The organism is Micromonospora sp. NPDC007220 (assembly GCF_040634035.1).
Lineage (GTDB): Bacteria > Actinomycetota > Actinomycetes > Mycobacteriales > Micromonosporaceae > Micromonospora > Micromonospora reichwaldensis.
Genome location: NZ_JBEYEU010000009.1, coordinates 1 through 22,959, shown reverse-complemented (window position 1 = coordinate 22,959; position 22,959 = coordinate 1). Strand labels below are relative to the sequence as shown.

The window sequence follows — 22,959 nt, the reverse complement described above, 5'->3', positions numbered from 1 at the left end:
GCCCTCGCGCCCACATCCGCCGTCCGCGCGGGAGCCCGCCGGAAAGCCGGGCACGGACCGGGTGCGGGCGGGCGGCACCGCGTCGAACAGGCGGCGGTGCCGCACCGCTACGGGGGTCAGTCGGCGGCGAGGCCGTGCAGGAAACCGTCCTGGTCGCCGACCAGCAGCAGGTCGCCGATGACGACCGGCGGGCTGTAGCAGTAGGCGCTGGTCGTCAGTTGCAACCGGGAGCGGACGGCCCCGGTGGCCACGTCGAGCCCGACCAGCAGTCCCGTGGTGGTCGGGGCCCACGCGACGCCGTCGTGGATCGCCGCGCCGGTGCTGACCGGGCGGGCGCCCAGCCCGGCTGTCCAGCGGGCCTGGCCGGTGGCCGGGTCCACCCGGGAGGCGGTGCGACCGCCGTCGTCGAACATCAGCACGTCGCCGCCGTCCAGCACGAGCTTCGGGGCGTAGACGTAGGAGCCAGCCACCGACCAGCGCGGTTCCCCGGTCGCGGGGTCCAGCGCGAACGCGCTGGCCACGGTGGACACCAGGACCAGCCCGTTGGGCAGCACCTCCAGGTTGTCCGCCCAGGGGCCGTAGATGAGGCGGCTGTAGGCGGTGGTGCGGGTGGTGGTGGAGAACGACCAGAGCACGGCACCGGTGCGGGCGTCGTGGGCGTAGACGTTGCCGTCGCCGGCGCCGGCGTAGACCCGGGTGCCGTCGCTCGCGGCGCGCCCGGCGAACATGCCCTTCCCGACCACCCGCCACACCGGGTCGCCCGTGCGCGCGTCGACGGCCTGCCGGGTCTCGCCGGCGGAGATCACCACGACGGTACGGCCGTCGACCGTGGTGACCAGCGGGCTGCCGAGCACCGGGGCACCGGCGTCGTAGGTGAACCGGCGCCGGCCGGTGGCCGCGTCGAGGGCGTGGAGGCGGTGGTCGTCGGAGGGGACGTAGACGGTCCCGCCGTCGGGGGCGAACGCCGGCCGGCCGTGCACCGCGCCGATCCGCGTCTGCCAGCGCCGGGACAGTCCCCGGCGGGTGGGCCGGGCGCCGACGACGTTCCCGCCGGTGGTCGCCGCGATCAGCAGGCCGTCCCGGGCCGCCAGGCCGGCCTGCACCGGCGCGCCGAGCTGCTCGCTCCAGCGCAGCCGCCGGGCGGTGTCGGGGAGGGCGAAGGTGCGGGTCTGCTCGTGCCAGGCGCCGTCGGCGTCGGTGACCCGTACGGTCATCCGGTGCTCGCCGGGCGGGAGCGACGTGAGGTCCAGCCCGCCGGTGTAGCGGCGGCCGGCCCCGTCGGGGGCCAGGTTGCGCCACTGGCCGTCGTCCTTGAGCCCGTAGGTGTGCTGCGGATAGAGCTGGGCCTTGACGTTGGCGGTGCGGGCGTGCGGGGCGAGCCGCACGGACACCGCCAGCGCGGCGCCCGCCGGGTCGAGCGAGATCGCCTGGGGTCGCTGCGCGGCGGCGGTACGCGGGCCGGCGATCGGGATGTCCAGCACCGCGCGGGACTCGGCGCTGCCGTCGGCGGCCCGCTGCACGGCCGTGACCTTCAGCACCTCGCCGTCGGGCCCGTCGGTGCGCTGCACCCAGTAGTAGATCGCCGAGCCGCGGGTGTCGTCGACCGCCAACTGGGTCACCCCGTTGAAGCGCTGCACCTGCTCGGCGTGCACGTGCCCGGCGAACATGGCCCGTACGTCGTAGCGGTCGAGCAGCCGCAGCAGCCGCTCCTGGTCGGAGACGTAGTAGTTGTCGCCGCCGAACGGGAAGTGGCAGAGCATGACGATCGGCACGCCGCGCGGCACCCGGTCCAGGTCGCGGGTCAGCCACCGGATGCCGGACTCGCCGAACCCGCCCGGCTCCTGGAGCAGGTGGCTCGGGTCCAGCGCGACGAAGTGCAGGCCGTCGTGGTCGAACGAGTACCGGCTCGGCCCGAACAACGACCCGTACCGTTCACCGGCCGTGCTGTCCCAGCGCCAGTCGTGGTTGCCCGGCACGTGCCGGATCCGGGGTCGCAGCGCCGCCGGGATGGTGTCGAGGTAGGTGTCGTACTCGGCCACGGAGCCGTGCTCGACGATGTCCCCGACGTGGCACACGACCTCCGGGTTCCGGGCGGCGATCTGCTCGTACGTCCAGCGCACGCCCTCGGTCCGCTCGGGCAGGTCCACGTCGATCTGCGTGTCGCCCAGCAGCGCGAACCCCGGCGACCAGGGCCCACCGGGGCGGGGTGCGGTCCGGCCGGCGGTCGCGGGCGCGGCGCCGACCGTCGCGCCGGTCGCCGCTGCGGTGACCGCGCCGACGCCCAGGCCGAGCAGCCGGCGGCGGTCCATCGGGAGACGGGCGGGTTCGTTGGCGGTCGGCGATGGCATGGGTGCGGTCCTTCCGACGGGCGCGGGAAATGCCGGGAAGTGTGGCATGGGCCACGACCGCCGAACCAGCGATCTCCTGCACATCTCGCCGAGATCCGCAGGAGATCGTCAACATCGCCGGAGAAATGTTCGCTTCCTTGCAGGACCGGGGTCACGCCGCCTGGTCGGCCGGGTCCGTGGCGCGCCGTCCCGCCTGGTCGGCCGGGTCCGCGCCGGGCCGCCCTGCCCAACGCAGCAGCGCGACGAACGCCAGCGCGGCGGTCACCGCCCCGCCCACCAGGCGCACCCGGTGCCCGGCGACGAACTCGGCCGCGACCTGACGCAGGTACTCCGGTGAGTGTGTGCCGACCGGGTCGACGAACATGATCTCGTTGCGCGGCCAGAAGAAGAACACGGAGAACAGGAACTCGCAGGCGACGAAGACCACGGCCGCGCCGGCGATCCACCAGCGCAGCCGGCGGTCGCGCCAGGTCAGCACCGCCGCGGCGAGGCAGGCGAGCACGACGGTCGCGCCGAGCGGCGGAAAGTAGTCACTCGGGCCGCCCGCCACCAGGAACTCGCGGGCCCGGTCCAGCGACGCCGGCGGGTCCCCGAAGATGTTCGGGTAGAGCATCACGGTCTCGGCGGCGACGCCGCCGAACGACATCATCGCCGTCCACACCAGAACGACGAGCACCGTCCAGGTGAGCCTGTCGCGGGTCATGTCTCCTCCTGCCGATCCGTCGACGCCGTCCCGGCGCCGTCGGCCGGGTCGTCCCGGCGCCGTCCGCTGGGTCGTCGTCGACGCTAGGTCGGCCGCCACGGCCCGTCTGCCGCCCGAGGGCGTGAAGGCGGGGTCGCCTGTGGACGTACGGCGGCGCAGGCCGGTCGCCCGTCCGCGCGGCCGGGCGTCGCCTCCCGACGTAGCCCGGGGCGGGCGACGGGCGACGGGACGAGCGACGGCGGCGGGCAACGGGCGACAGGCGACGGGGCCGAGCGACGGCGGCGGTGACGGGCACTGGCAGGGCCGCCGGTGGCCGACACCAGCAGCGCCGACGGTGGCGGACGCCGGCAGGGCCGCCGGTGACGGGGCGAGGGCTGGTTCGCGTACGTCAGCCGGCGGCGCGGCGGGCGCGGGCCCGGCGCTTGCCCTCGTGCATGGCCTGCACCCGGGCGACCGGGATGGTGTGCCCCTCCGCGACCAGGTCCGCCGGGAGCTGCTGCGGCGCGGGCAGCCGCTCGGCCCAGGGGTCGCGTCCGGCGATCAGCGCCGGGGCCGTGCGGATGGTGAAGTCGGCCGGGGTCACGTCGCCCAGGTCGGCCCAGTCGACCGGGAAGGAGACCGGCACGCCCGGCCGCAGCCGGGGGCTGTAGGCGGCCACCACTGTCGCCCCGCCGGCCCGGGTCGAGTCGACGAACACCTTGCCGCCCCGGTCCTCGCGGATGAAGGCGGTGGTGGCCAGCGCCGGGTCGAGCCGTTCGGCGCGGGCCGCCACCGCCCGGGTCGCGGCGGCCATGTCCTCCACCGTGGCGCCCTCCGCGACCGGCACGAAGACGTGCACGCCCTTGGCCCCGCTGGTCTTGACCGCGCCGGCGAGCCCCGCGTCGGCGAGCGCCTGCCGGACCAGCCGTGCCGCGGCGACCGCCAGCGCGAAGGAGTCCCCCTCCGGCGGATCGAGGTCCAGCACCAGGTGGGTGGGGCGGTGCAGGTCGTCGACCGTGGCCAGGGTGGGGTGGTACTCCACCGCGCGCTGGTTGGCGAACCAGAGCAGGGTGCGCCGGTCGTCGCAGAGCGCGTACGAGATCTCGCGGTGCGACGCCTCGGCCCAGACCGGCGTGCGGGCCACCCAGTCCGGCGTGTACTTCGGCAGGTTCTTCTGCATGAACGGCGGCTGCCCCGGCCGGACCCGGATCACCGACAGCGGCCGGCCGCGCAGTTGCGGCAGGATCCGCTCGTGCACCGCGTCGAGGTAGTCGACCAGGTCCCGCTTGGTCGCGTCGGCGCCGTCGAACAACGGCTGGTCGAGGTTGGTCAGCGACACCCCGTCCCGGGTCTCGTCAGCGCCACTCATCCGACCACCTTCGCGGCCCGGGGGCCGACGGTCAACCGGACGCGGCGGGGCGAACCGCCGCGAACGGATCGCCGCCGGCCCGGACGACGTCGAGCATCCGCTGCGTGTGCCCGCGGGCGGCGGCGTACAGGCCACCGCCGTAGCTGACCCGGGCCACGCCGAGCGCGGCCAGCTCCGGCACCGTGGGGGCGCCGGGGCGGGCGAGCGCGTTCACCGCCCCGGGCACGGCGGCCACCAGCTCGGACAGGATCGCCGGGTCGGCGAGCAGGATCGGGTAGACGCAGTCCGCGCCGGCGGCGAGGTAGCGGGTGGCCCGGCTGACCGCCTCCGGGAGCAGGGCGGCGGGGTCGCCGCCGCCGGCGAGGAAGACGTCGATGCGGGCGTTGAGCACCACCGGCACCCCGGCCGCGTCGGCCGCCGCCCGGACCTCGGCGAGCAGGTCGGCCTGCGCCCCGGCGTCGACCGACCGGCCGGTACGCGGGTCGGAGTCCTCCAGGTTGAGCCCGACCGCACCGGCGTCGAGCAGGCGCCCCACCAGCTCGGCGGGGCGCAGCCCGTACCCCCGCTCCAGGTCGGCGGTGACGGGGACGGCGACGGCGCGGGCGAGGCGGGCCACGGCGGCGAACATCTCCCCCGGCGGGGTGGCCTCGCCGTCGGCGTGGCCGAGCGCCTCGGCGACGGCGCTGCTGCTGGTGGCCACGGCCGGGAAGCCGGCGGCGGCGATCTGGCGGGCGGAGCTGGCGTCCCAGGCGTTGGGCAGGATCAGCGGGTCACCGGGCCGGTGCAGCGTGCGCAGCGCCGCCGCCCGGGCGGCGAGATCGTCGGTCATACGCCGATTCTCGGCGGACCGGCGCCCGGGACGCAGCCCCGATTCCGTGTCGATGGACCTTGCCGCTTCCGCCGCCGGCGGCGCACGGGCGACGCGGTTTGTCGTCGGGGAACACCCTCTGTGACCATGAGGGCGGAGCGTGAGGAGGCATGGGCGTGTCGCAGGGGAACAGCGATGGCACCGCCGGGCGGGCGTCCGAGGCGTGCGGGGCGGTCGACGGGTCCTTCGCCCCCGGCCAGGCCACGGCGTGCACGGTCCGCGAGGTGCTCGACCGGGTGGGCGGCAAGTGGAGCATCGGCATCCTCGTGGCCGCCTCCCAGGGCCCGGTGCGCTTCACGGAGCTGGAACGCCGCGTGGAGGGGATCAGCCGGCGGATGCTCACCCTCACCCTGCGCAACCTCGAGCGCGACGGGCTGCTGCACCGGAAGGTCCATCCGACCGTCCCGCCGAAGGTGGAGTACACCGCCACCCCGATCGCGCTGGAACTCCACGAGTCGCTGGTGGCCCTGACCCACTGGGCGGAACGGCACCGCAGCGCGATCGCCGACGCCCGGGCCAGGTACGACCGGGCGCACGGCGGGGACCTCCCGCCCGTTCCGGAGGGGTAAACCTCGGCCGCGTGTGGGGAACGCCACGCCCTCCATCTGACCGATCGGTCAGGGTCTGACCGATCGGTCAGGCATGCTGGTCGGGGAGGTGGGCCGGCATGGCGCGGATGGTTCCGGAGACGCACGACGAAATCCTTTCGGCGGCGGCCCGACGCTTCGCGACGACCGGCTACCGGGGCACCTCGTTGCAGGACATCGCCCGCGAGGTGGGCTGCTCCAAGGCGGCGGTGCTCTACCACTTCGCCAACAAGGAGGCCATCCTCACCGAGCTGATGGCCCCGGCGATCGACGTCCTCCAGGCGCTCGACGAGCGGATCCGCGCACATCGCGGCGCGGACGCCCAACGGGTCGCCGCCGAGGGCTTCGTCGACCTCGCGGTCCGTTTCCGCCGCGAGATCGCCCTGCTCCGGGGCGAGTTCCCGGAGCTGCTCAAGCAGCCCGCCTTCGCGCACATCCAGCGGATGTCCGAGCGCCTGGTCGACGCGCTCGCCGGGCACCCGGAACGGCCGTCCGCCCGGATCGTGGCGCTGGTGCTGCTCGCCGGCATCTCCGAGACCTGCGGGGAGTTCGCCGACGTACCCGACGAGGAGCTGCGCGCCGCCCTGCTGGCGCTCGCCCGGCGGGCACTGGAGCCCGTCGACTGATCCGTACCCAACCATCCACGACCGAGGACAAGGAACTCATGGCCACCCTGCTCTACCGGCTCGGCCGGGGCTCGATGCGCCGGCGGCGACTCGTCGCGGCGATCTGGCTCGTCGTACTCGTCGGTCTCGGCCTCGCCGCCGCGACCCTGCGCGGCCCGATAGCCGACAACTTCACCATGCCCGGCACCGAGTCGCAGCGCGCCCTGGACCTGCTCGCCGAGCAGTTCCCGGCGGCGAGCGGCGCGACCGGCACGATCGCGGTCAGGGCGCCGGCCGACGGCGCGCTCGCCAGCCCGCAGGGGCAGGCCGTGGTGAAGGAACTCACTCAGGAGGCCGCCACGCTGCCCGGCGTCGTCGGCGCCGTCGATCCGTTCCAGGTGGGGGCGGTCTCCCCCGACGGCCGGTACGCGCTGGTCCAGGTCCAGTTCGCCACCGGCGCCGACGAGGTGACCGACGCCCAGCGCGACGCGTACGAGAAGGTCGGCGAGCGGGCCGAGGCCCAGGGCTGGGAGGTCGCGCCCGGCGGCGAGGTGCTCAGCAGCGTGCCGGAGGTCGGCTCGACCGAGGTCATCGGCGTGGCGGTCGCCGCGATCGTCCTGGTGGTCACCTTCGGTTCGCTGGTGGCGGCCGGGATGACGATGCTCAACGCGCTGATCGGCGTGGGCGTCGGCATGGCGGGTCTGTTCGCGATCAGCAGCGTGGTCGACCTGAGCAGCACCGCGCCGATCCTCGCCCTGATGCTCGGCCTCGCGGTCGGCATCGACTACTCGCTCTTCATCACCTCCCGCTACCGGCAGAACCTGATGGAGGGGCTGCCACCGGACGAGGCGGTGGGCCGCGCGGTCGGCACCGCCGGCTCGGCCGTGGTCTTCGCCGGCGCCACCGTCGTCATCGCGCTGGCCGGGCTGGCCGTGGTGAACATCCCGTTCCTGACGGTGATGGGTCTGGCCGCCGCCGGCACGGTCACCGTCGCGGTGCTGGTCGCGATCACTCTCCAGCCGGCCCTGCTCGGCTTCGCCGGTCGCCGGGTGCTGCCCCGCAAGCTGCGCTCGACGGTCGGGGACGCCGCAGCCGGGGACCGGGCGGGCGACGCCGCCGACGCGGGCACTCCGCCGGCCGAGGACCGGTCGGGCTTCGGGTTCCGCTGGGCGCGCCTCGTCACCCGGTTCCGGGTTCCGGTCATCCTGGTCGGGCTGATCGGGCTGGGGCTGCTCGCCCTGCCCGCGCCCGACATGCGGCTGGCGCTGCCCGACGCGGGCACCGCGCCGGTCGGCTCGGCCGCCCGGGAGTCGAACGACGTGATCACCGAGGGCTTCGGGCCCGGCTTCACCGGCCGGCTCGCGGTGGTGGTCGCCGGTGACACCCCGCAGGCGACCTCGGCCGCCATTCCGCAGGTCACCGCGCTGATCCAGCGCACCGAGAACGTCCTCGCGGTGGCCCCGCCGCAGCTCAGCCCGGACGGCCGTACCGCGCTGCTCGGGGTGGTGCCGAAGACCGGCCCGACCGACGAGGCCACCGAGACCCTGGTCAACGACGTCCGTGCGGAGGTGGGCGGGTTCCCCGACGTCGACGTGCTGCTGACCGGGGCGACCGCGATCGGCATCGACGTCTCCGAGAAGCTCTCCGACGCCCTGCCGGTGTACCTGCTGCTGGTGGTGGGCCTGTCGGTGCTGCTGCTGATGCTGGTCTTCCGCTCGCTGCTGGTGCCGGTGAAGGCCGCGCTGGGCTTCCTGCTCACCGTCGCCGCCACCTTCGGCATCACCGTGGCGGTGTTCCAGCAGGGCCACCTCGCCGACCTGGTCGGTTTGGACACGCCCGGCCCGCTGGTCAGCTTCCTGCCGATCCTGCTGATCGGCATCCTGTTCGGCCTGGCGATGGACTACGAGGTCTTCCTGGTCTCCCGGATGCGGGAGGACTTCGTGCACGGCGACACCGCGCAGCAGGCGACCATCAACGGGATGGGGCACGGCGCCCGGGTGGTGACCGCCGCCGCGCTGATCATGATCTCGGTGTTCGGCGGCTTCGTCTTCCTCGACGACCCGGTCATCAAGTCGATGGGCTTCGCGCTCGCCATCGGCGTCGCCATCGACGCGTTCGTGGTCCGGATGACCATCGTGCCGGCCGTGATGTCGCTGCTCGGCAAGCGGGCCTGGTGGCTCCCCCGTTGGCTGGACAAGATCCTGCCCAACGTCGACATCGAGGGCGAGGGCCTCCGCGCCCACCTGGACGAAAAGTCCCCCGCCCACCCCTGACCCACCACCGCTTTGGTCGATCATGCAGTCGTGGTGCCCCGCACAACCGGCGAACCCGGCTGGAACGGGCACCACGACTGCATGATCGCCGGGACCTGGGTGGGCCCGGGGTCAGACGCCGGCCGGATAGGTCTCCATCTCGCCCGGGGTGGTCAGGGCCGGGAGGGGGTGCAGGGCCGTGGTCTCGTCGCACCAGATCAGGGCGTCGTAGCGCTCCCCCAGCCGGGTCGGCACGTAGTTGCCCCACGACTCGAAGGACGGGTCGTAGACCACCCCGATCGCCCGGTGGTCGGCGGTTCCGGTGACCCAACCGGGCTGGTCGTCGCCGCCGAAGACCAGCACGGCCCGCTCGGGCATCAGCTCGTGCAGCCGGTGCTCGACCGAGCCGGGACGGGCCGGCGGCACCACCATCGCCTCGGCCGGTGAACCCCAGCGGGGCGCGGCGATCACCGTGCCCCGGTAGCCGCCGAAGCCGACCAGGACCACCTCGTCGGCGCCGTGCCGTTCGCGGGCCAACTGGCCGATGTTGACCATCCCGTCGGCGGCCATGTCGGTGGCCCGGGCGTCGCCGACGTGCGTGTTGTGCGCCCAGACGACGCCCCGCGCGCCCGGGCCGTAACGCTCCAGCAGCCGGTCCAGGGTGTCCGTCATGTGCGTGTCCCGGATGTTCCACGACTCCGGCCCGCCGCCCACCATCGCCCGGTAGTAGCGCTCCGCGCCGGCCACCACCTCCGCGTTCTGCCAGGCCGAGAAGCTGTCCGGGCCGTCCGCGGCGGCCTGTTCGCGGGTACGCGCCAGCAGGCGCACGACCTCCTCCTCGCAGCGGGCGGAGACGAACCGGCTCGCCACCCCGTACTCCTCGACCCGCTTGCCGTACGGCTCGAAGCAGCGGTACGCGTCCTGCGCCGCCTCCAGCGAACCCGGGTCCTCCTCGCCGAGATAGTCGAAGATCGCCTGCATGGACTCCCACAGGCTGTAGACGTCCAGGCCGTGGAAGCCGGCCCGGGCGTCCTGGGGACGCTCCACGTTCCACGCCCGCAACCAGGAACAGAAGCGGGCCACCTCGGCGTTCGCCCACATCCAGGTCGGCCAGCGCTCGAAGCGCTCCAGCGCGACGCGCGGGTCGGCGGCCCCGCCCGGGGCGGCGGTCACCGAGCGGTGCACCCGGTCGCAGTCGGGCCAGTCCCCCTCCACGGCCACGAAGGAGAACCCGCACTCGGCGATCAGCCGGCGGGTGAACTGTTCGCGCAGGCGGTAGTAGTCGTAGTTGCCGTGCGTCGCCTCGCCGATCATCACGATCCGGGCGTCCCGGACGCGCTCCAGCAACGGGTCGAAGTCGCTCGGCGCGCCGAGCCGCTGAACCAGCATGTCGGCGGCTACCCGGCGCGCCACCGGGGCAAACCGCCGGACGTCGATCGGCGGGCGTGTGCCGGCGGCCTGAGCGGGTAGGCCGCCGGCATGACCGTCACCGGCGTGCAGTTGCAGGAGTACCTGGCCGGGCTCGACTACCCGGTCTCCCGGGAGGACCTGATCCGCTGGGGCCAGGAGAACGGGGTCAGCACGGCGATGCTCCAGACGCTCCGGGCCCTGCCGGCGGAGGAGTTCGACTCCCCCGCCGAGCTGAGCGAGGCCCTCAACACGCTGGCCTGAGTCCTCAGCGGGCGTGCAGCAGCCGGAACAGCACCAGCCACTGCTCGGGCCAGACGTGCCCGACCGGGGTGGCCGGGTCGAGCCGGATCGCCCGCAGCGCCGCCGCCAGCCGCGCCCGCGGGTGGTGCCGGGCCAGCGAGGCCGCGAGCGAGCCGCCGACCCCGTCGAAGCCGATCTCCACCATCCGGCGGTACGCGGGCAGCGCCGACGCGGCCAGCAGCGGCTCCGGCCGCCGCTCGACGCGCAGGATGCCGGCGTCCACCCCCGGCACCGGGCGGAACGAGGTGCGGGGCACCCGCCCGGCGAGCCGCCAGCCGAACTCCGGCCAGGTCAGCACGGTCAGCCTGGACCACCGGCCGTAGTCGCCGCTGCGGCGGCGGGCGTACTCCACCTGGGTGAGCAGGGTGGCCGCGCGCAGGTTGGGCGCGGCCAGGCACCAGCGCACCACGGCCGAGGTCAGCGACCAGGGAATGTTGCCGACCACGTCGAACTCCTCCGGCGGTGGGGTGACGGTGAGGAAGTCGACCTGCCGGTGCGTCACGTTCGGCAGAGCCGCGCAGACCCTCGCCAGCTCGGCGCCGGCGGCCGGGTCCACCTCGTACGCCGTCAGGTGCCGGCAGCGGGCCGCGAGCGGCCGGGTGAGCTGGCCCCGGCCCGCGCCCACCTCGAGCAGGAGCCGGTCGGGCCGGGGGCGGGCGGCGTGCACCATCCGGGCGATCGCGGCCGGGTCGGCGAGGAAGTTCTGGGAGAGTACGCGACGGGACCGGTCGCGTTCGGTTGCTCGGGTACGGCGGGGCGCCACGGGTCGTCGTCCTGTCTGTCGCCGTGCGGCGACGGAGCGGACAGGCAGCCGCGAACGGGGCCTGTCCGAGGGTTCGGGGACTCGGACGGCCCTGGGCGTGACGCGGAACGCGGGATCGGCGGCGCACGGCGAAGCGCCACGTCGGAGCGGACGACCGGGGTGGTGCCGACGGGCGGCACTCAGCCCCGGGACGGCACCCGGATGCGTGGCGGGGGCGGCGTCTCGCCCGGGGATGCCCAGGCGGTGGCGCCGCGGGTGCGGTGCGGGGTCAGTCGCGGGTCGCGCCGGCCAGGGCCGGACGCCGGACTCGCAGACGGGCCGCCAGAAGCGACCCGAGGACGGCCGGCGTGCCGACCCTCTCGATCAGAGCGTGTGCGGACATCCGGCGACCCTAGCCGCGCCCGTCCCCGGGAGGCGACCGCTTTTCCGCCTCCGCGGTGCGGCCGTCAGCTCGGCAGGTCGACGGTGCGGCCCTCGGCGCGGGCGGTCTCGGCGGCGGCGAGCACGGTCACGACCTCGCGGCCGAAGCGCACGTCGCAGCGGTGGTCCCGGCTGCCCGAGCCGATCTCCTCCAGCAGTTGGTCGATCGCCACCCCGAGGGCGGTCGCCGAGTCGCCCTCGCCGGCCGGAACGGTCTCGACGCCGTTCTCGCCGTAGAAGACGAACTCCTGGCTCACCGCCTCCTGCGGGGCGTCCAGGGTCAGCGACACCGTGCTGGTCACGCCCCCGTCGTGGGTGAGGAGCAGGTGGACGAGCCCACGCGGCCCGTCCATCGCGGCGACGCGGGTGACCCGGCCGAGCACCGGCAGGACGAGCGACAGCGCGTGCGGGCCGATGTCCCACAGCGCGCCGTGCTCCCGGCGCCAGGGCGAGGCCCCGTAGGGGCTGCCGGGCTGGAAGATGGAGCCGAACCGGATCGCCTTGGCGGTGTGCCACCCGCCGACGGCGGCCGTCGAGGCGAGAAAAGCGGCGATGTTCGGCCGGTAGCGGCCGGTGAAGAAGACCACCGAGGCGACGCCCGCCGCCTGTGCGGCGTCGACCACCCGGTCGGCGTCGGCGACGCTCAACGCGAGCGGCTTGTCCAGCAGCAGGTGCCGGCCGGCGGTGGCCGCGCGGACCGCGATGCCGGCCTGGACGTCCGGCGGGAGGGCCACGGCGACCGCGTCGCAGGCGTCGATGAGCGCGTCGACGTCGTCGAACGCCGGCACTCCGTAGCGCTCGGCCAGGGCCGCGGCCTTGCGCGGGTCCCGGCCCCACACGCCGGCGAACGCGACCCCCGGGTGCGCGTGCAGCGCCGCGGCGTGCGTCTCGGCCGCCCAGTGACCGGTGCCGAACAACCCGAACCGCACCACGAGCTACCTCCACCGTCGTCGAGTCACACCACGGTACCCGCGGCCGTGCGCCCCGCCGGACCCTGTGCCGGGTGTCGTCGGCGCGCCCGCGCCCGCGCTCGGGGATCGGTGGTCAGGGTGGCGGCTGGTTCGGCCGCCACCCTGACCACTCCCCGATGCCGCCCGGACGGCAGTGCCCACCCCGCCGGCGGTCGTCGCGGCTGACCCGCCGGTAACCGGGCTCAGCTCCGCAGGGCGGTGGTCAACCGCTCCGCGGCGAGCTGGGCTCCGTCGGTGCTGATGGTGGTGGCGAAAGCCCGGGCGCGGGCGGCCACCTCGGGCCGCAGTGCGGCGCTGAGAGCCGCGGTCAGCGACTCGACGGTCGGTACCGCGCCGGAGTGCCCGCCGCCGATGCCGAGCGCGGACACGCGGCGCGCGAAGTAGTGCTGGTCGTAGACCTGCGGGATGACGACCTGCGGCGTCCCGGCCCGCGCGGCCGTGGTCGTGGTGCCCGAGCCGCCGTGGTGGACCACTGCGGCCACCCGCTTGAACAGCTCCTGCTGGTTCACCTCGCCGACGACCAGGCAGTCGGGCGCCCGGACGGCCAGCGAGAGCGGCGCCCAGCCCCGGGAGACGACCAGGCGGCAGCCGACCGCGCGCACCGCCTGGACGGCCGTCTCCAGCAGGCCTGGGGGTGCGGCGACACTGCCGAATCCGACGTAGACACACGGCTCGTCGCTGGCGTCCAGGAAGGCCGTCAACTCGGGCGGCAGCGGTCGTTCGTCCGGCAGGAGCCAGGCGCCCGGTTGGTAGACGGTCCGGTCGGCGGCGTCCGGCCAGGGCGCCAGCGTCCGGTCGACCGCCAGCCACGGCTGGTCGGTGTGGATGTGGGCGCTGACGTCGTCGACCGGAACCAGTCCGATCGTCGCCCGGAGCGCGTTGAGCGGCGCGCCGAAGGTGTCGTTGACGTGCCGCTGGTTGGCGGCCCACAGCTCGCGGTTGTCGGCCGACGCGGGCGCGGGCACCTCCCCGAGGGCGGGCAGCGGCAGCGGAGCGTGGTGCGGTGAGGGAAGGGCCGCCGGGCAGAACGCCGTGAAGACGTACGGTATGCCCCGCTTCTCCGCCACGGTGCGGGCGGCGATCTGGAGGCCGGTCGACGCGACGACGGCGTCGCAGTCCCGGGCCGCCGCCGACAACACCTCGAACTGGATGCCGACGGAGGACTCCGCCAGTTGACGCACCTGCGCCGGCGACGGGCGGGGTACGGCGGCCCGCGGCCTGGGCGCCGCCGACCTGCGCCAGGGCGGGCCGACAGGCACGAACGGAATCTTGAAGGTGGCCACCCACCGGGCGAAGTCCGGTGGGGCGCAGAGGCGAACCTGCAGACCGAGAGCTTTCAACCGCGATGCCAGCGCCACCAGTGGTTGGACGTCGCCGCGTGACCCGAGGGTCGACAACAGTACGCGCATGATGCTCGCCTTTCCGGCTGTAGCGACGGATCCGGGCACGGTGCAGCGAGCCGGGACCCGCACGTCGGGCCCGGCCGCACCGTCGATCTGCTACCTCGCCGGGGGACGCCCCGGCGCCAGTGCCGTGGGTCGTGTCCTGGCGGGAACCTGGCCGGGCACCCGGCGCACGGCGCCGGTCACGGGCTGGCGGGCCCGCAGTGTCAGCACGTCACCGAGCCCTTCGACCGCGCGCAGTTCGGCCACGTACTCGGCGGCCTGCGCCTGGCGCAGGTAGTCCAGCGTCTGCGGGTCGGCGGCGCACATCCCCGGCGTCGCGGCGGCGGTGGCGACCAGGTGGACCTCGCCGGCCAGCTGCACCGAGGCGGAGATGAACTGGCAGAGTTCCGGCCACAGCAGGTACCGCCAGAAGTCGACGCTGACCACCGCGTCCATGCTGCCCGCCGGCATGGGTGGGGCCACGCCGAGCAGGTGGAAGTTGGCCGGCCCGACGGGAGCGGAGTAGTCGTAGGTCAGCGCCGAGGCGGGCAGCCTCGCCTCGGCGCGGCCGGTGCCGATCCAGAGCGCCTTGGGTCCCCGCAACTTGCCGGCGAGGCGCGCGACGGCGGGCCCGATGGCGCAGGCCGAGCGCTCGACGCACTCGTCGACGAGCGACCGGTAGTACAGGATCCGCCGGATCGCCTCGTACCCCATGACCGCGGTGAGGAACTCCCACTCGAGGCAGGGGTACAACCTGGCCGCCTGCTGGAAGTTGGCCTTCATCTCCATCCAGTTGCGGGTGATGTTCTTGTGGTGCGGCAGGTGGACGACCCGGGCATCGTCGTCGTAGCCGAAGTTGACGCCGTCCGGCAGGCTCCGGTCCACGCGGTAGAACAGCTCGACGTCCTCCACGCCGTAGCTGAGCCCGAACGCCTCGCGGTAGCCACCGACCTTCGTGAAGAGCGAGGTGGAGAGCGAGATGTTGTGCGTGTAGGCGATCACCCAGCCGGCCCGGAGCCAGTCGCCGCCGTCGTCCGGGAGTCCCGTCGCGAACCGCAGGTCGCCACCGTGCGGGAAGGCACGCGCGATCGTGTCCGACTCGCCGGCCAGCACGGCCGGGAGGTCCGCGAGGCCGATCTCGTCCCGCCGGCCGATCAGCACCGCCGCGTTGCCGGGCGTGCCGTGCCACGCCAGGTGCCTCTCCAACAGGTCGGGCACGGCCCACGAGTCGGCGTCGAGGAAGACGAGCAGGGGTGCGGTGGCAGCCCGCGCCCCCTCGTTCCGGGCGGTGGAGCGGCCCTTGCGCCGGGGGAGTTCCACCACGCGCAGGCGGAGGCCGGCACCTTCGGCGAGGGCCTCGGCGTACCCGTCGGACGAACCACCGTCCCGGACCACGATCACTTCGAAGCGCTCCGGCGGCAGCGTCTGCCGGGTCAGCGCCCGCAGGGTCAGCGCGAGGCACTGCGGATCCTGGTAGGTCGGCATCACCACGCTCAGCGCCGGGGGGATGGTGGGCAGCGACATGGCGATCCTCTCCGTCAGACGAACGTGCCGTCGGAGTGTGGCGACGTGGCCCGAGAATAACGGTCCGCGACGTTCCGCTTACCCGTGAGTAGGGGTCAATAGGGGTACCCCACTGTCCTCTGACGACATTCGCCGCCGCCTCGGCGGAACACGCTCCCACGCCCGCCGGACCGACGCCGTCGGACCACCGGGAGCCGGGGCGGACGGACGGCGGACCCCTGACAGGAGGCGGCGGGTGACGGGGTGTACTACGCGGGTTAGTAGGCTGTGCCGGTGACCGAGACACACCCCGGACGACCCCGATGACCAGCGCGGCGTCGGCGGGTTCGCCGGTGGACGGGCTCCTCGCGACGGCCTCGATCGTGCTGTCGCTCCTCGTCGCCGCGTGGGCGCTGGTGGCGACGCTCCGGCACCGCGCACCGGACCGGGTGCAGTTCGCCGGCCTGGCCGTGCTGGAGGTGGCGCTGCTCGCGCTCGCGGCGGTGGCGCTAGTGGCCATCGGCGGGGGCGAGCGGCCGGGCGAGCCGGGGGCCTTCTTCGGGTACGTCGCCACGGTGGTCTGCCTGCCGCCGCTGGCCTGGGTGCTCGCCCGGATGGAGCCGACGCGCTGGGGCTCGGCGATCGTCTGCGCGGTCTGCCTGGTCACGCCGGTGGTCGTCGTACGGCTCCAGCAGACCTGGGAGGTGCTGGGTGGCTGACGTACGCGCCCCGGAGTCGAAGCGCACCAACGCCGGCCCGGGGCGGCTGCTGATCGCGGTCTACCTGCTCTTCGCGATCGCCGCGACGAGCCGCGCGGGCCTCCAGATCGCCACGAAGTTCGACGAGGCGCCCGTGGCGTACCTGCTCTCGGCCCTCGCCGCGGCCATCTACATCGTCGCGGCGGTGGGGCTGGCCCGCGCCGGTGCCGCCGGCCGGCGCGTCGCCCTCGCGTGCTGCGCCGTGGAGCTGGTCGGGGTGCTCGGCGTCGGGGCCCTCAGCCTCGCCGATCCGGAGCTCTTCCCCGACGAGACGGTCTGGTCGCAGTTCGGCAGCGGGTACGGCTACATCCCGCTGGTCCTGCCGGTGCTCGGCCTGCTCTGGCTCTGGCGCACCCGCCCCGCCCCGGCGGCCTGATCCCCGGCGGGCGGGTGCCCGCCGGGGCGTACGCGGGGGTCAGTCCTTGGGGCCGCCGGCCACGTAGATCACCTGGCCGGAGACGAAGGAGGCGCCCTCGCTGGCGAGGAACGAGATGGTGTGCGCGACGTCCTCGGGGCGGCCGACCCGGCGTACCGCGATCTCCGACTCGGCGTGCTTCTGGAGCGCCTCGAAGTCGACCTTCATCCGGGCGGCGGTGGCGGCGGTCATGTCGGTGACGATGAAGCCGGGCGCGACCGCGTTGACGGTCACCCCGAACGGGCCCAGCTCGATGGCGAGGGTCTTGGTGAAGCCCTGGAGGCCGGCCTTCGCGGCGGCGTAGTTCGCCTGGCCCCGGTTGCCCAGCGCCGAGGTGCTGGAGAGGTTGACGATCCGGCCCCACTTCGCCTCGACCATGTGCTTCTGGGCGGCCTGGCTGAACAGGAACGCGCCGCGCAGGTGCACCCCCATGACCGTGTCCCAGTCGGCGTCGGTCATCTTGAACAGCAGGTTGTCGCGGAGCACGCCGGCGTTGTTGACCAGCACCGTCGGGGCGCCCAGCTCGGCGGCGACCCGCGCCACGGCCGCCTCGACCTGGGCCCGGTCGGACACGTCCGCGCCGACGCCGAGCGCCCGGCCGCCGGCCGCCACGATCGCGTCCACGGTCTCCTTCGTCGCCGACTCCTCGATGTCGACCACGGCGACCGCGAGGCCGTCGGCCGCCAGCCGCCGGGCGGTGGCCGCCCCGATCCCCCGCGCCGCGCCCGTGACGACGGCGACCCGCTGCTCCTCCGACATGCCTACCTCCCGGTAACTTACGCTCGATCGAAGGAGCTTAACCCAGCCGTACGCCGACGCCGGCCCCGCGCGGGACACCGCTCACGAGCATCGCCCGGCTACTCTCGCCGCCGTGAAGGCAGTGGAGATCGCAGCACCCGTCGTCGGTGTCACCGTCTACCCGGACCGCGCCCGGGTCACCCGCCGGGGCAGCACCCGGTTGACCGCCGGTGAGCACCGCGTACGCGTCGCACCGTTGCCGATGGGCCTGCGGCGGGACTCGCTGCGGGTCGGTGGGCGGGGCGCCGCCACCGTGCTCGGCGTGGACGTCACGACGTGGCGGCAGCCGCGCAGCACCGACGGGCAGGTCCGCGAGCTGGAGCAGCGGACCCGGGAACTGGCCGACGCGCTGGCCGAGGTCGACGACGCGAGCGAGGTCGAGACGCAGCGGGGGCAGTTCCTCACCCGGCTGGCCGACCGGGCCGGTGGCACGTACGCCCGCGCGCTGGCCTCCGGCGACGCCGCCCCGACCGACGTGGCCACCTTCGCCGACTCGGTCGCCGGTCAGCTCGCCGACTCCCAGCGCCGCCGTCGCGCGCTGGCCCGGCAGCGTACCGACCTGACCGAGGAGCTGGCGGCCGTCGAGCGGCAACTGGACGCCACGCGCGGCAAGCGGAGACCGGACCAGCTGGTCGCCGAGGTGACCGTGTCGGTCGACGCCGACGACGACGAGCTGGACCTGGAGCTGAGCTACCTGATCGACGGGGCCCGCTGGCAGCCCTCCTACGACCTGCGGCTGGTCGACGACACCATGACCGTCACCTGGTTCGGGCTGGTCAGCCAGGACACCGGCGAGGACTGGCCGGAGTGCGTGCTCGAACTCTCGACGGCCCGGCCGGCGGCGGCGACCCGCGTACCCGAACTGACGCCCTGGTATCTCGACCGGCTCCGGCCGGTGCCGCCGCCGATGCCGAAGGCGGCCAGCTTCGGCGCGATGCCGGCCCCCGCGGCGCCCGCCGGTCCGCCCGCCGGGGCCGTGGCCCGGTCCGGCGCGCCGCGCCCCGAGATGCGCGAGAGCGTGGCCACCGTCGAGCAGGGGGTCACGGCGGCCACCTACCGGCCGGCCCGCCCGGTCGCGGTGCCGGCGGACGGCAGCGCCCACCGGGCCACCATCGCCGTGCTGGAGCTGCCGGCCCGGCTGGACCACGTGACCGTGCCGGTCCGCGCGACCGAGGCGCACCTGCGTGCGACGGTCCGCAACACCTCGGCGCACACGCTGCTCCCCGGGCCGGCGGCGGTCTTCCACGGCGCCGACTTCGTCGCGGCCACCCGGCTGCCGGTGTGGGCGCCCGGTGAGGAGACCGAGCTGGCGCTCGGCGTGGACGACCGGGTCCGGGTGGAACGGAAGCTGGGCCGGCGCGCCGACACCCGGGCCACGCTCGGCTCGACCCGGCGGCGGGACGTGGAGTACCGGATCAGCGTGGCAAACCACACGCCCCGGCCGGCGAGCGTCGAGGTGCGCGACCAGCTGCCGGTGTCCCGGGACGAGGCGGTGGTCGTGCGGGAGTCCACCCTCGTCCCGCCCCCGGCCGAGCGCACGGAGCTGGGCGAGCTGACCTGGCGGCTCCGGCTCGGGCCGGGCGAGAGCAGCGAGATCGCCATGGGTTTCCGGGTCGAGATCGCCAAGGGGGTCGAGCTGGCCGGCTGGCGGGAGTGACCGGCCGTCCGCCGGGGCGCGGCGGACGGCCGTCGACCTGGCGGCCGGGTCAGAGGCCGCGACCCCGGCAGAGGCGGATCCACCGGTAGCCGTGGCCGGCCACCTTGAGCCGGTCCAGCTTGCCCACGTCGCCGTAGTTGCGGTCGGCGAGGACGTCGATGGGCAGGTCCGCCTCCGGCTCCAGCATGCTCAGGTCCACCTCGGCGTCGGTGGTGCCGAGGTTGTGCACGAAGACCATCGTGCCGGTGCGCCCGTCGGCCCGGTGCGCCAGCACGCCCGGCGGCATCGCCACGTCGATGTGGGTGGTCGAGCCCGAGCCCACCTCGGGGGCCTCGCGCAGCGTACGGATCATCCGCTCGAACCAGGCGAGCAGCGACTTCTGGTCGCTGCGCTGGACGGTCACGTTGACCTTCTCGTAGCTGTACTCGCCCTTGTCGATCACCGGTCGGACGAGCTTCTCCGGGTCGGCCGTGGAGAAGCCGGCGTTCGGCTGGTACGACCACTGCATCGGGGTGCGGATCGCCTCCCGGCCGGGCAGCGACAGGTCCTCCCCCATGCCGATCTCCTCGCCGTAGCGCAGCACCGGCGTGCCGCGCAGCGAGAACTGCAACGCGTACGCCAGCTCGATGCGGCGGCGGTCGTTGCCGAGCATCGGGGCGAGCCGGCGGCGGATGCCCCGGTCGTAGATGCGCATGTTCTCGTCGGGGCCGAACTCCGCGTACACCTGGTTGCGCTGCTCGGCGGTGAGCCGGGAGAGGTCGATCTCGTCGTGGTTGCGCAGGAAGGTGGCCCACTGCCCGCCCTCGGGCAGCGCCGGGGTGTCCCGCAGCGCCTCGATGATCGGCTCCGGGTCCTGCCGGGCCAGGGCCAGCATCAGGCGCCCGTTGAGCATGAAGTCGAAGAGCATGTGCAGGCGGTTGCCCGAGCCGCCGCTGTCGGCGAAGAAGGTCGGCAGCTGGTCGGGCTCGACGTTGGCCTCGGCGAGCAGGACGGCGTCGCCCCGGCGCCACTGCACGTGCTGGCGCAGCTCGGTGAGGAACTCGAAGTCCTTCGGCGAGTTCGGGTTGCCCGGCTCGGTCAGCTCGATGATGAACGGCACCGCGTCCATCCGGAAGCCGGATACGCCGAGCTGAAGCCAGAACGAGACGATCTTCTTGATCTCCTCGCGGACCGCGGGGTTCGTGAAGTTCAGGTCCGGCTGGAACTTGTAGAACCGGTGGTAGTACCAGGCCTTGGCGGTCCGGTCGTAGGTCCACGTCTCGTGCTGCTCGCCGGGGAAGACCATGCCCTGGTGCCGGTCGGCCGGCTCGTGGTCGGCCCAGACGTACCAGTCCCGGTACGGCGAGTCCGGCGAGGAGCGGGCGGACTGGAACCACGGGTGCTCGTTCGACGTGTGGTTGACGACCAGGTCGATGATGATCCGGATGCTGCGGTTCTGCGCCTGGTGCAGCAGTTCCGCGAAGTCGCCGAGGGTGCCGAAGCGCGGGTCGATGTTGTAGAAGTCGGTCGCGTCGTACCCGTCGTCGCGGTTGGGCGACGGGTGGATGGGGTGCAGCCAGAGGCAGGTCACGCCCAGCCGGGCGAGGTAGTCCAGCCGGCCGATGAGCCCCCGGATGTCACCGACCCCGTCGCCGTCGGAGTCCGCGTACGTGTCGATGTCGAGGCAGTAGACGACCGCCTCCGAGTACCACCTGTCAGCCATGCCGGGCTAATGTCTCCGATCCCGGCTGCCCGCAAACACCGGGGCCCGGCGCTCCGAGTTCCTCGGTGGGCCGGCCGGAGAGCCGGCAGCGCGACGGCCGGGCGGTGCGGGCACGACCTCGCCCGCAGCGCCCGGCCGGCGGGCGCGGCCCGTCAGGTGGCGATGTCGACGTCGCCGACCTGCCCGCCGCCGGCCATCGTCAGCCACCCGGCGTGGATGCCCTGCTTGGCGAAGAAGTTCCCGCCGCCGACGAACGCGAACCAGTCGTCGCCGCCGACCGCGACGTCGCTGACCTGTCCACCCTCGGCCAGGGTGAGCCACCCGCCCTGGATGCCGTCCTTGGCGTAGAAGTTGCCGCCCTGCACCCAACCGATCCGGTTACCGGAGAGCACCACCCTCGTCGCCCCACCCGAGTTCACCGCCTGCCACGACGAGTACGCGCCATCCTTCGCGTACAGCACCCCCGCCGAGTTCACGAACGCAAACCGGTCACCACTGACCGCGATGTCCCGCACCTGCCCGCCCCCGGCCAGCGTCAACCACTGCCCGTACACACCCTCCTTGACGTAGAAGTTGCCGCCCTGCACCCAACCGATCCGGTTACCGGACAGCACCACCCTCGTCGCCCCACCCGAGTTCACCGCCTGCCACGACGAGTACGCGCCGTCCTTGGCGTACAACACCCCCGCCGAGTTCACGAACGCGAACCGGTCACCACTGACCGCGATGTCCCGCACCTGCCCGCCCCCGGCCAGCGTCAACCACTGCCCGTACACACCGTCCTTGACATAGAAGTTGCCACCCTGCACCCAACCGATCCGGTTGCCGGACAGCACCACCTTCGTCGCCCCACCGGCGTTGACCGCCTGCCACGACGAGTACGCGCCATCCTTCGCGTACAACACCCCCGCCGAGTTGACGAACGCGAACCGGTCGGGAGCGGCCCCGGCCGGCGTCAGGTCCGGGAAGGGAAGGTTGATCGGCGCGCCCTTGGTCACCGTGGCGCCGCAGGCGTACGCCGGGGCGATGTTGTGGACCGCGCCGTTGCGGCGGATCTCGAAGTGCAGGTGCGGGCCGGTCGAGTTGCCGGTGCTGCCGACGTACCCGAGCACCTGCCCCTGCCCGACCTGCTGTCCGAGCGCGACCGTCGCCGGCTGCGCCATGTGCAGGTAGCGGGTCTGGTAGCCGCTGGCGTGCGAGAGCGTCACCATGTTGCCCCCGCCGGAGGTCCAACCGGCGAACGCGACCGTGCCCGGATAGGCGGCCCCGATCGCCGTCCCACCGTTCCCCGCGACGTCCACCCCGTAGTGGTCGCTGTCGGTGGCGCCGCACCTGTTCGACAACACCCCCGTGACCCGCCCGCCCACCGGCTGGATCATGGCCCCGGTCTGCGCGGCCGCCGGCTGCGCCGGCACGAGCACAAGTCCGCACAGAACCGCCGCGGCCACCGTCAGCGCCCGCAGCCGCCTACCCGCTGTCTCCTTGGTCACGCCATGCCTCGCGATCTCATCGGCATCGATACAACTGCCGAGACAAGATAGACGAGGCAGTCGTCGGCGTCCTCCCCGCGCCCGTGCTGCGACGGCGAGGACGCCCGGGCCGGGGCCGTCAGGTGTTGACCGGACGGCGGGCGATCAGGCGTACGTGGGTGACGGGCCAGTCCAGCGGTTCGCCGGCCGGGGTGCTGAGGGCGGCCACCGGGGCGAGGCGGTTGGTGACGATCCAGTCGTTGCGGGACGTCGCGCTCGCTGGGTCGATCTCGAACCCGACGTCGGTGAGCAACGACTTCCAGTCGGCGTACTCCAGGCCGCAGAACTGTTCCTGGGTCTCCGACAGCCAGTTGTCGGTGTAGTCCTTGCGGGTGAGGAAGTCCATCGCCGCGCCGAGGGTCAGCTCGACCACGCCGTCCGCCCCGTCCACCGGGCGGTACGCGAACGGGAACCGGTAGTCGACCGCGAACTGGTCCAGCCGGGCCCGGGTCGACAGCGCGTCGACGTACGCCGTCACCTCACCGGGCGCCAGGGCCGCCAGGTCGGCACGCGGCGCTGGCGGGTTGACGCCGTCCGTCGTGGCCAGGCGCAGGTGCACCGTCCGGTCCCGGCCGTCCGGCCCGCACACGTCGCTGTTGATCCACACCCCGCCGGGCACGGTGTGGTCGTAGAGGGC

19 protein-coding genes and 1 pseudogene are annotated in these 22,959 nt (G+C 74.0%); 7 read left to right on the top strand and 13 right to left on the bottom strand.

Annotated elements, in window-relative coordinates:
* Nucleotides 1-116: 116 nt before the first annotated feature.
* The 4 genes from ABZ573_RS18095 to ABZ573_RS18080 all read right to left on the bottom strand — a co-directional run bounded on the left by ABZ573_RS18095 (nucleotide 117) and on the right by ABZ573_RS18080 (nucleotide 5,228).
* The gene (locus ABZ573_RS18095; protein WP_358119217.1) at nucleotides 117-2,348 is read right to left on the bottom strand and encodes a PQQ-binding-like beta-propeller repeat protein; all 2,232 of its coding nucleotides are present in this window, start codon (nucleotides 2,346-2,348) and stop codon (nucleotides 117-119) included.
* A gap of 151 nt (nucleotides 2,349-2,499) precedes the next feature.
* Nucleotides 2,500-3,051 (bottom strand): DUF1772 domain-containing protein, encoded by a 552-nt coding sequence (locus ABZ573_RS18090; protein ID WP_327029455.1) that lies wholly within the window; start codon nucleotides 3,049-3,051, stop codon nucleotides 2,500-2,502.
* A 388-nt stretch (nucleotides 3,052-3,439) separates the two neighbouring features.
* Nucleotides 3,440-4,399 (bottom strand): non-homologous end-joining DNA ligase, encoded by a 960-nt coding sequence (ligD, locus tag ABZ573_RS18085; RefSeq protein ID WP_358119214.1) that lies wholly within the window; start codon nucleotides 4,397-4,399, stop codon nucleotides 3,440-3,442.
* A 31-nt stretch (nucleotides 4,400-4,430) separates the two neighbouring features.
* On the bottom strand, nucleotides 4,431-5,228 hold the full coding sequence (locus tag ABZ573_RS18080) for an isocitrate lyase/phosphoenolpyruvate mutase family protein (RefSeq protein ID WP_358119211.1): 798 nt from the start codon (nucleotides 5,226-5,228) through the stop codon (nucleotides 4,431-4,433).
* Nucleotides 5,229-5,491: 263 nt separating this feature from the next.
* Here ABZ573_RS18080 and ABZ573_RS18075 point away from each other — a divergent pair, with 263 nt between their 5' ends.
* The 3 genes from ABZ573_RS18075 to ABZ573_RS18065 all read left to right on the top strand — a co-directional run bounded on the left by ABZ573_RS18075 (nucleotide 5,492) and on the right by ABZ573_RS18065 (nucleotide 8,732).
* A complete protein-coding gene (locus ABZ573_RS18075) occupies nucleotides 5,492-5,836 on the top strand; it encodes a helix-turn-helix domain-containing protein (protein ID WP_358119459.1) in 345 nt (114 codons plus the stop codon).
* 98 nt (nucleotides 5,837-5,934) lie between these two features.
* Nucleotides 5,935-6,480, top strand: coding sequence for a TetR/AcrR family transcriptional regulator (locus ABZ573_RS18070; RefSeq protein ID WP_151452909.1), 546 nt, complete (start codon nucleotides 5,935-5,937; stop codon nucleotides 6,478-6,480).
* 38 nt (nucleotides 6,481-6,518) lie between these two features.
* Nucleotides 6,519-8,732, top strand: a complete 2,214-nt coding sequence (locus ABZ573_RS18065; protein ID WP_358119206.1) for an MMPL family transporter — start codon at nucleotides 6,519-6,521, stop codon at nucleotides 8,730-8,732.
* 111 nt (nucleotides 8,733-8,843) lie between these two features.
* Here ABZ573_RS18065 and ABZ573_RS18060 read toward each other — a convergent pair whose 3' ends face one another.
* Nucleotides 8,844-10,100 carry an erythromycin esterase family protein gene (locus tag ABZ573_RS18060; protein WP_358119203.1) on the bottom strand — a complete coding sequence of 419 codons (1,257 nt, stop codon included), beginning with the start codon at nucleotides 10,098-10,100 and terminating at the stop codon, nucleotides 8,844-8,846.
* A 90-nt stretch (nucleotides 10,101-10,190) separates the two neighbouring features.
* Here ABZ573_RS18060 and ABZ573_RS18055 point away from each other — a divergent pair, with 90 nt between their 5' ends.
* The gene (locus tag ABZ573_RS18055) at nucleotides 10,191-10,382 is read left to right on the top strand and encodes a DUF2795 domain-containing protein (RefSeq protein WP_151456204.1); all 192 of its coding nucleotides are present in this window, start codon (nucleotides 10,191-10,193) and stop codon (nucleotides 10,380-10,382) included.
* A gap of 4 nt (nucleotides 10,383-10,386) precedes the next feature.
* On the opposite strand, the gene erm is transcribed toward ABZ573_RS18055, so the two are convergent.
* The 4 genes from erm to ABZ573_RS18035 all read right to left on the bottom strand — a co-directional run bounded on the left by erm (nucleotide 10,387) and on the right by ABZ573_RS18035 (nucleotide 15,484).
* Complete coding sequence (gene erm / locus ABZ573_RS18050) at nucleotides 10,387-11,184, bottom strand: ErmE/ErmH/ErmO/ErmR family 23S rRNA (adenine(2058)-N(6))-methyltransferase (RefSeq protein WP_311412079.1); 798 nt, start codon at nucleotides 11,182-11,184, stop codon at nucleotides 10,387-10,389.
* Between the two features lie 446 nt (nucleotides 11,185-11,630).
* Nucleotides 11,631-12,536, bottom strand: coding sequence for a Gfo/Idh/MocA family oxidoreductase (locus ABZ573_RS18045; protein WP_358119198.1), 906 nt, complete (start codon nucleotides 12,534-12,536; stop codon nucleotides 11,631-11,633).
* 221 nt (nucleotides 12,537-12,757) lie between these two features.
* Nucleotides 12,758-13,984, bottom strand: coding sequence for a glycosyltransferase (locus ABZ573_RS18040; protein ID WP_151456207.1), 1,227 nt, complete (start codon nucleotides 13,982-13,984; stop codon nucleotides 12,758-12,760).
* Nucleotides 13,985-14,074: 90 nt separating this feature from the next.
* Nucleotides 14,075-15,484: a glycosyltransferase gene (locus ABZ573_RS18035; RefSeq protein WP_151456208.1), complete on the bottom strand. Its 1,410-nt coding sequence runs from the start codon at nucleotides 15,482-15,484 to the stop codon at nucleotides 14,075-14,077.
* Nucleotides 15,485-15,786: 302 nt separating this feature from the next.
* Between ABZ573_RS18035 and ABZ573_RS18030 the strand changes: the two genes are divergently transcribed.
* Nucleotides 15,787-16,182 (top strand): hypothetical protein, encoded by a 396-nt coding sequence (locus ABZ573_RS18030; protein WP_132231162.1) that lies wholly within the window; start codon nucleotides 15,787-15,789, stop codon nucleotides 16,180-16,182.
* Nucleotides 16,175-16,597 (top strand): hypothetical protein, encoded by a 423-nt coding sequence (locus ABZ573_RS18025; protein WP_358119192.1) that lies wholly within the window; start codon nucleotides 16,175-16,177, stop codon nucleotides 16,595-16,597. Before ABZ573_RS18030 ends, ABZ573_RS18025 begins: the two co-directional genes overlap by 8 nt.
* A gap of 39 nt (nucleotides 16,598-16,636) precedes the next feature.
* Here the strand turns inward: ABZ573_RS18025 and fabG are convergent, their stop codons facing one another.
* Complete coding sequence (gene fabG, locus ABZ573_RS18020) at nucleotides 16,637-17,395, bottom strand: 3-oxoacyl-ACP reductase FabG (protein WP_151456211.1); 759 nt, start codon at nucleotides 17,393-17,395, stop codon at nucleotides 16,637-16,639.
* Between the two features lie 112 nt (nucleotides 17,396-17,507).
* Between fabG and ABZ573_RS18015 the strand changes: the two genes are divergently transcribed.
* Entirely contained in the window at nucleotides 17,508-19,091 is a 1,584-nt protein-coding gene (locus ABZ573_RS18015; protein WP_358119189.1) for a DUF4139 domain-containing protein, read from the top strand.
* A gap of 49 nt (nucleotides 19,092-19,140) precedes the next feature.
* On the opposite strand, the gene ABZ573_RS18010 is transcribed toward ABZ573_RS18015, so the two are convergent.
* The 3 genes and pseudogenes from ABZ573_RS18010 to ABZ573_RS18000 form a co-directional block, all read right to left on the bottom strand.
* Entirely contained in the window at nucleotides 19,141-20,793 is a 1,653-nt protein-coding gene (locus ABZ573_RS18010) for an alpha-amylase family protein (protein ID WP_358119186.1), read from the bottom strand.
* A gap of 152 nt (nucleotides 20,794-20,945) precedes the next feature.
* The gene (locus ABZ573_RS18005) at nucleotides 20,946-22,283 is read right to left on the bottom strand and encodes a M23 family metallopeptidase (protein WP_358119183.1); all 1,338 of its coding nucleotides are present in this window, start codon (nucleotides 22,281-22,283) and stop codon (nucleotides 20,946-20,948) included.
* A 118-nt stretch (nucleotides 22,284-22,401) separates the two neighbouring features.
* Nucleotides 22,402-22,959, bottom strand: a pseudogene (locus ABZ573_RS18000) (class I SAM-dependent methyltransferase); the annotation flags it as partial.

What these genes read in the sequence shown, in the direction of transcription:
- ABZ573_RS18065 (WP_358119206.1), top strand. Translation starts at nt 6,519, where the DNA reads ATGGCCACCCTGCTCTACCGGCTCGGCCGGGGCTCGATGCGCCGGCGG.
- ligD (WP_358119214.1), bottom strand. Translation starts at nt 4,399, where the DNA reads ATGAGTGGCGCTGACGAGACCCGGGACGGGGTGTCGCTGACCAACCTC.
- ABZ573_RS18060 (WP_358119203.1), bottom strand. Translation starts at nt 10,100, where the DNA reads ATGCTGGTTCAGCGGCTCGGCGCGCCGAGCGACTTCGACCCGTTGCTG.
- ABZ573_RS18095 (WP_358119217.1), bottom strand. Translation starts at nt 2,348, where the DNA reads ATGCCATCGCCGACCGCCAACGAACCCGCCCGTCTCCCGATGGACCGC.
- ABZ573_RS18090 (WP_327029455.1), bottom strand. Translation starts at nt 3,051, where the DNA reads ATGACCCGCGACAGGCTCACCTGGACGGTGCTCGTCGTTCTGGTGTGG.
- ABZ573_RS18055 (WP_151456204.1), top strand. Translation starts at nt 10,191, where the DNA reads ATGACCGTCACCGGCGTGCAGTTGCAGGAGTACCTGGCCGGGCTCGAC.
- ABZ573_RS18080 (WP_358119211.1), bottom strand. Translation starts at nt 5,228, where the DNA reads ATGACCGACGATCTCGCCGCCCGGGCGGCGGCGCTGCGCACGCTGCAC.
- ABZ573_RS18070 (WP_151452909.1), top strand. Translation starts at nt 5,935, where the DNA reads ATGGCGCGGATGGTTCCGGAGACGCACGACGAAATCCTTTCGGCGGCG.
- ABZ573_RS18010 (WP_358119186.1), bottom strand. Translation starts at nt 20,793, where the DNA reads ATGGCTGACAGGTGGTACTCGGAGGCGGTCGTCTACTGCCTCGACATC.
- ABZ573_RS18030 (WP_132231162.1), top strand. Translation starts at nt 15,787, where the DNA reads ATGACCAGCGCGGCGTCGGCGGGTTCGCCGGTGGACGGGCTCCTCGCG.
- fabG (WP_151456211.1), bottom strand. Translation starts at nt 17,395, where the DNA reads ATGTCGGAGGAGCAGCGGGTCGCCGTCGTCACGGGCGCGGCGCGGGGG.
- ABZ573_RS18040 (WP_151456207.1), bottom strand. Translation starts at nt 13,984, where the DNA reads ATGCGCGTACTGTTGTCGACCCTCGGGTCACGCGGCGACGTCCAACCA.
- ABZ573_RS18035 (WP_151456208.1), bottom strand. Translation starts at nt 15,484, where the DNA reads ATGTCGCTGCCCACCATCCCCCCGGCGCTGAGCGTGGTGATGCCGACC.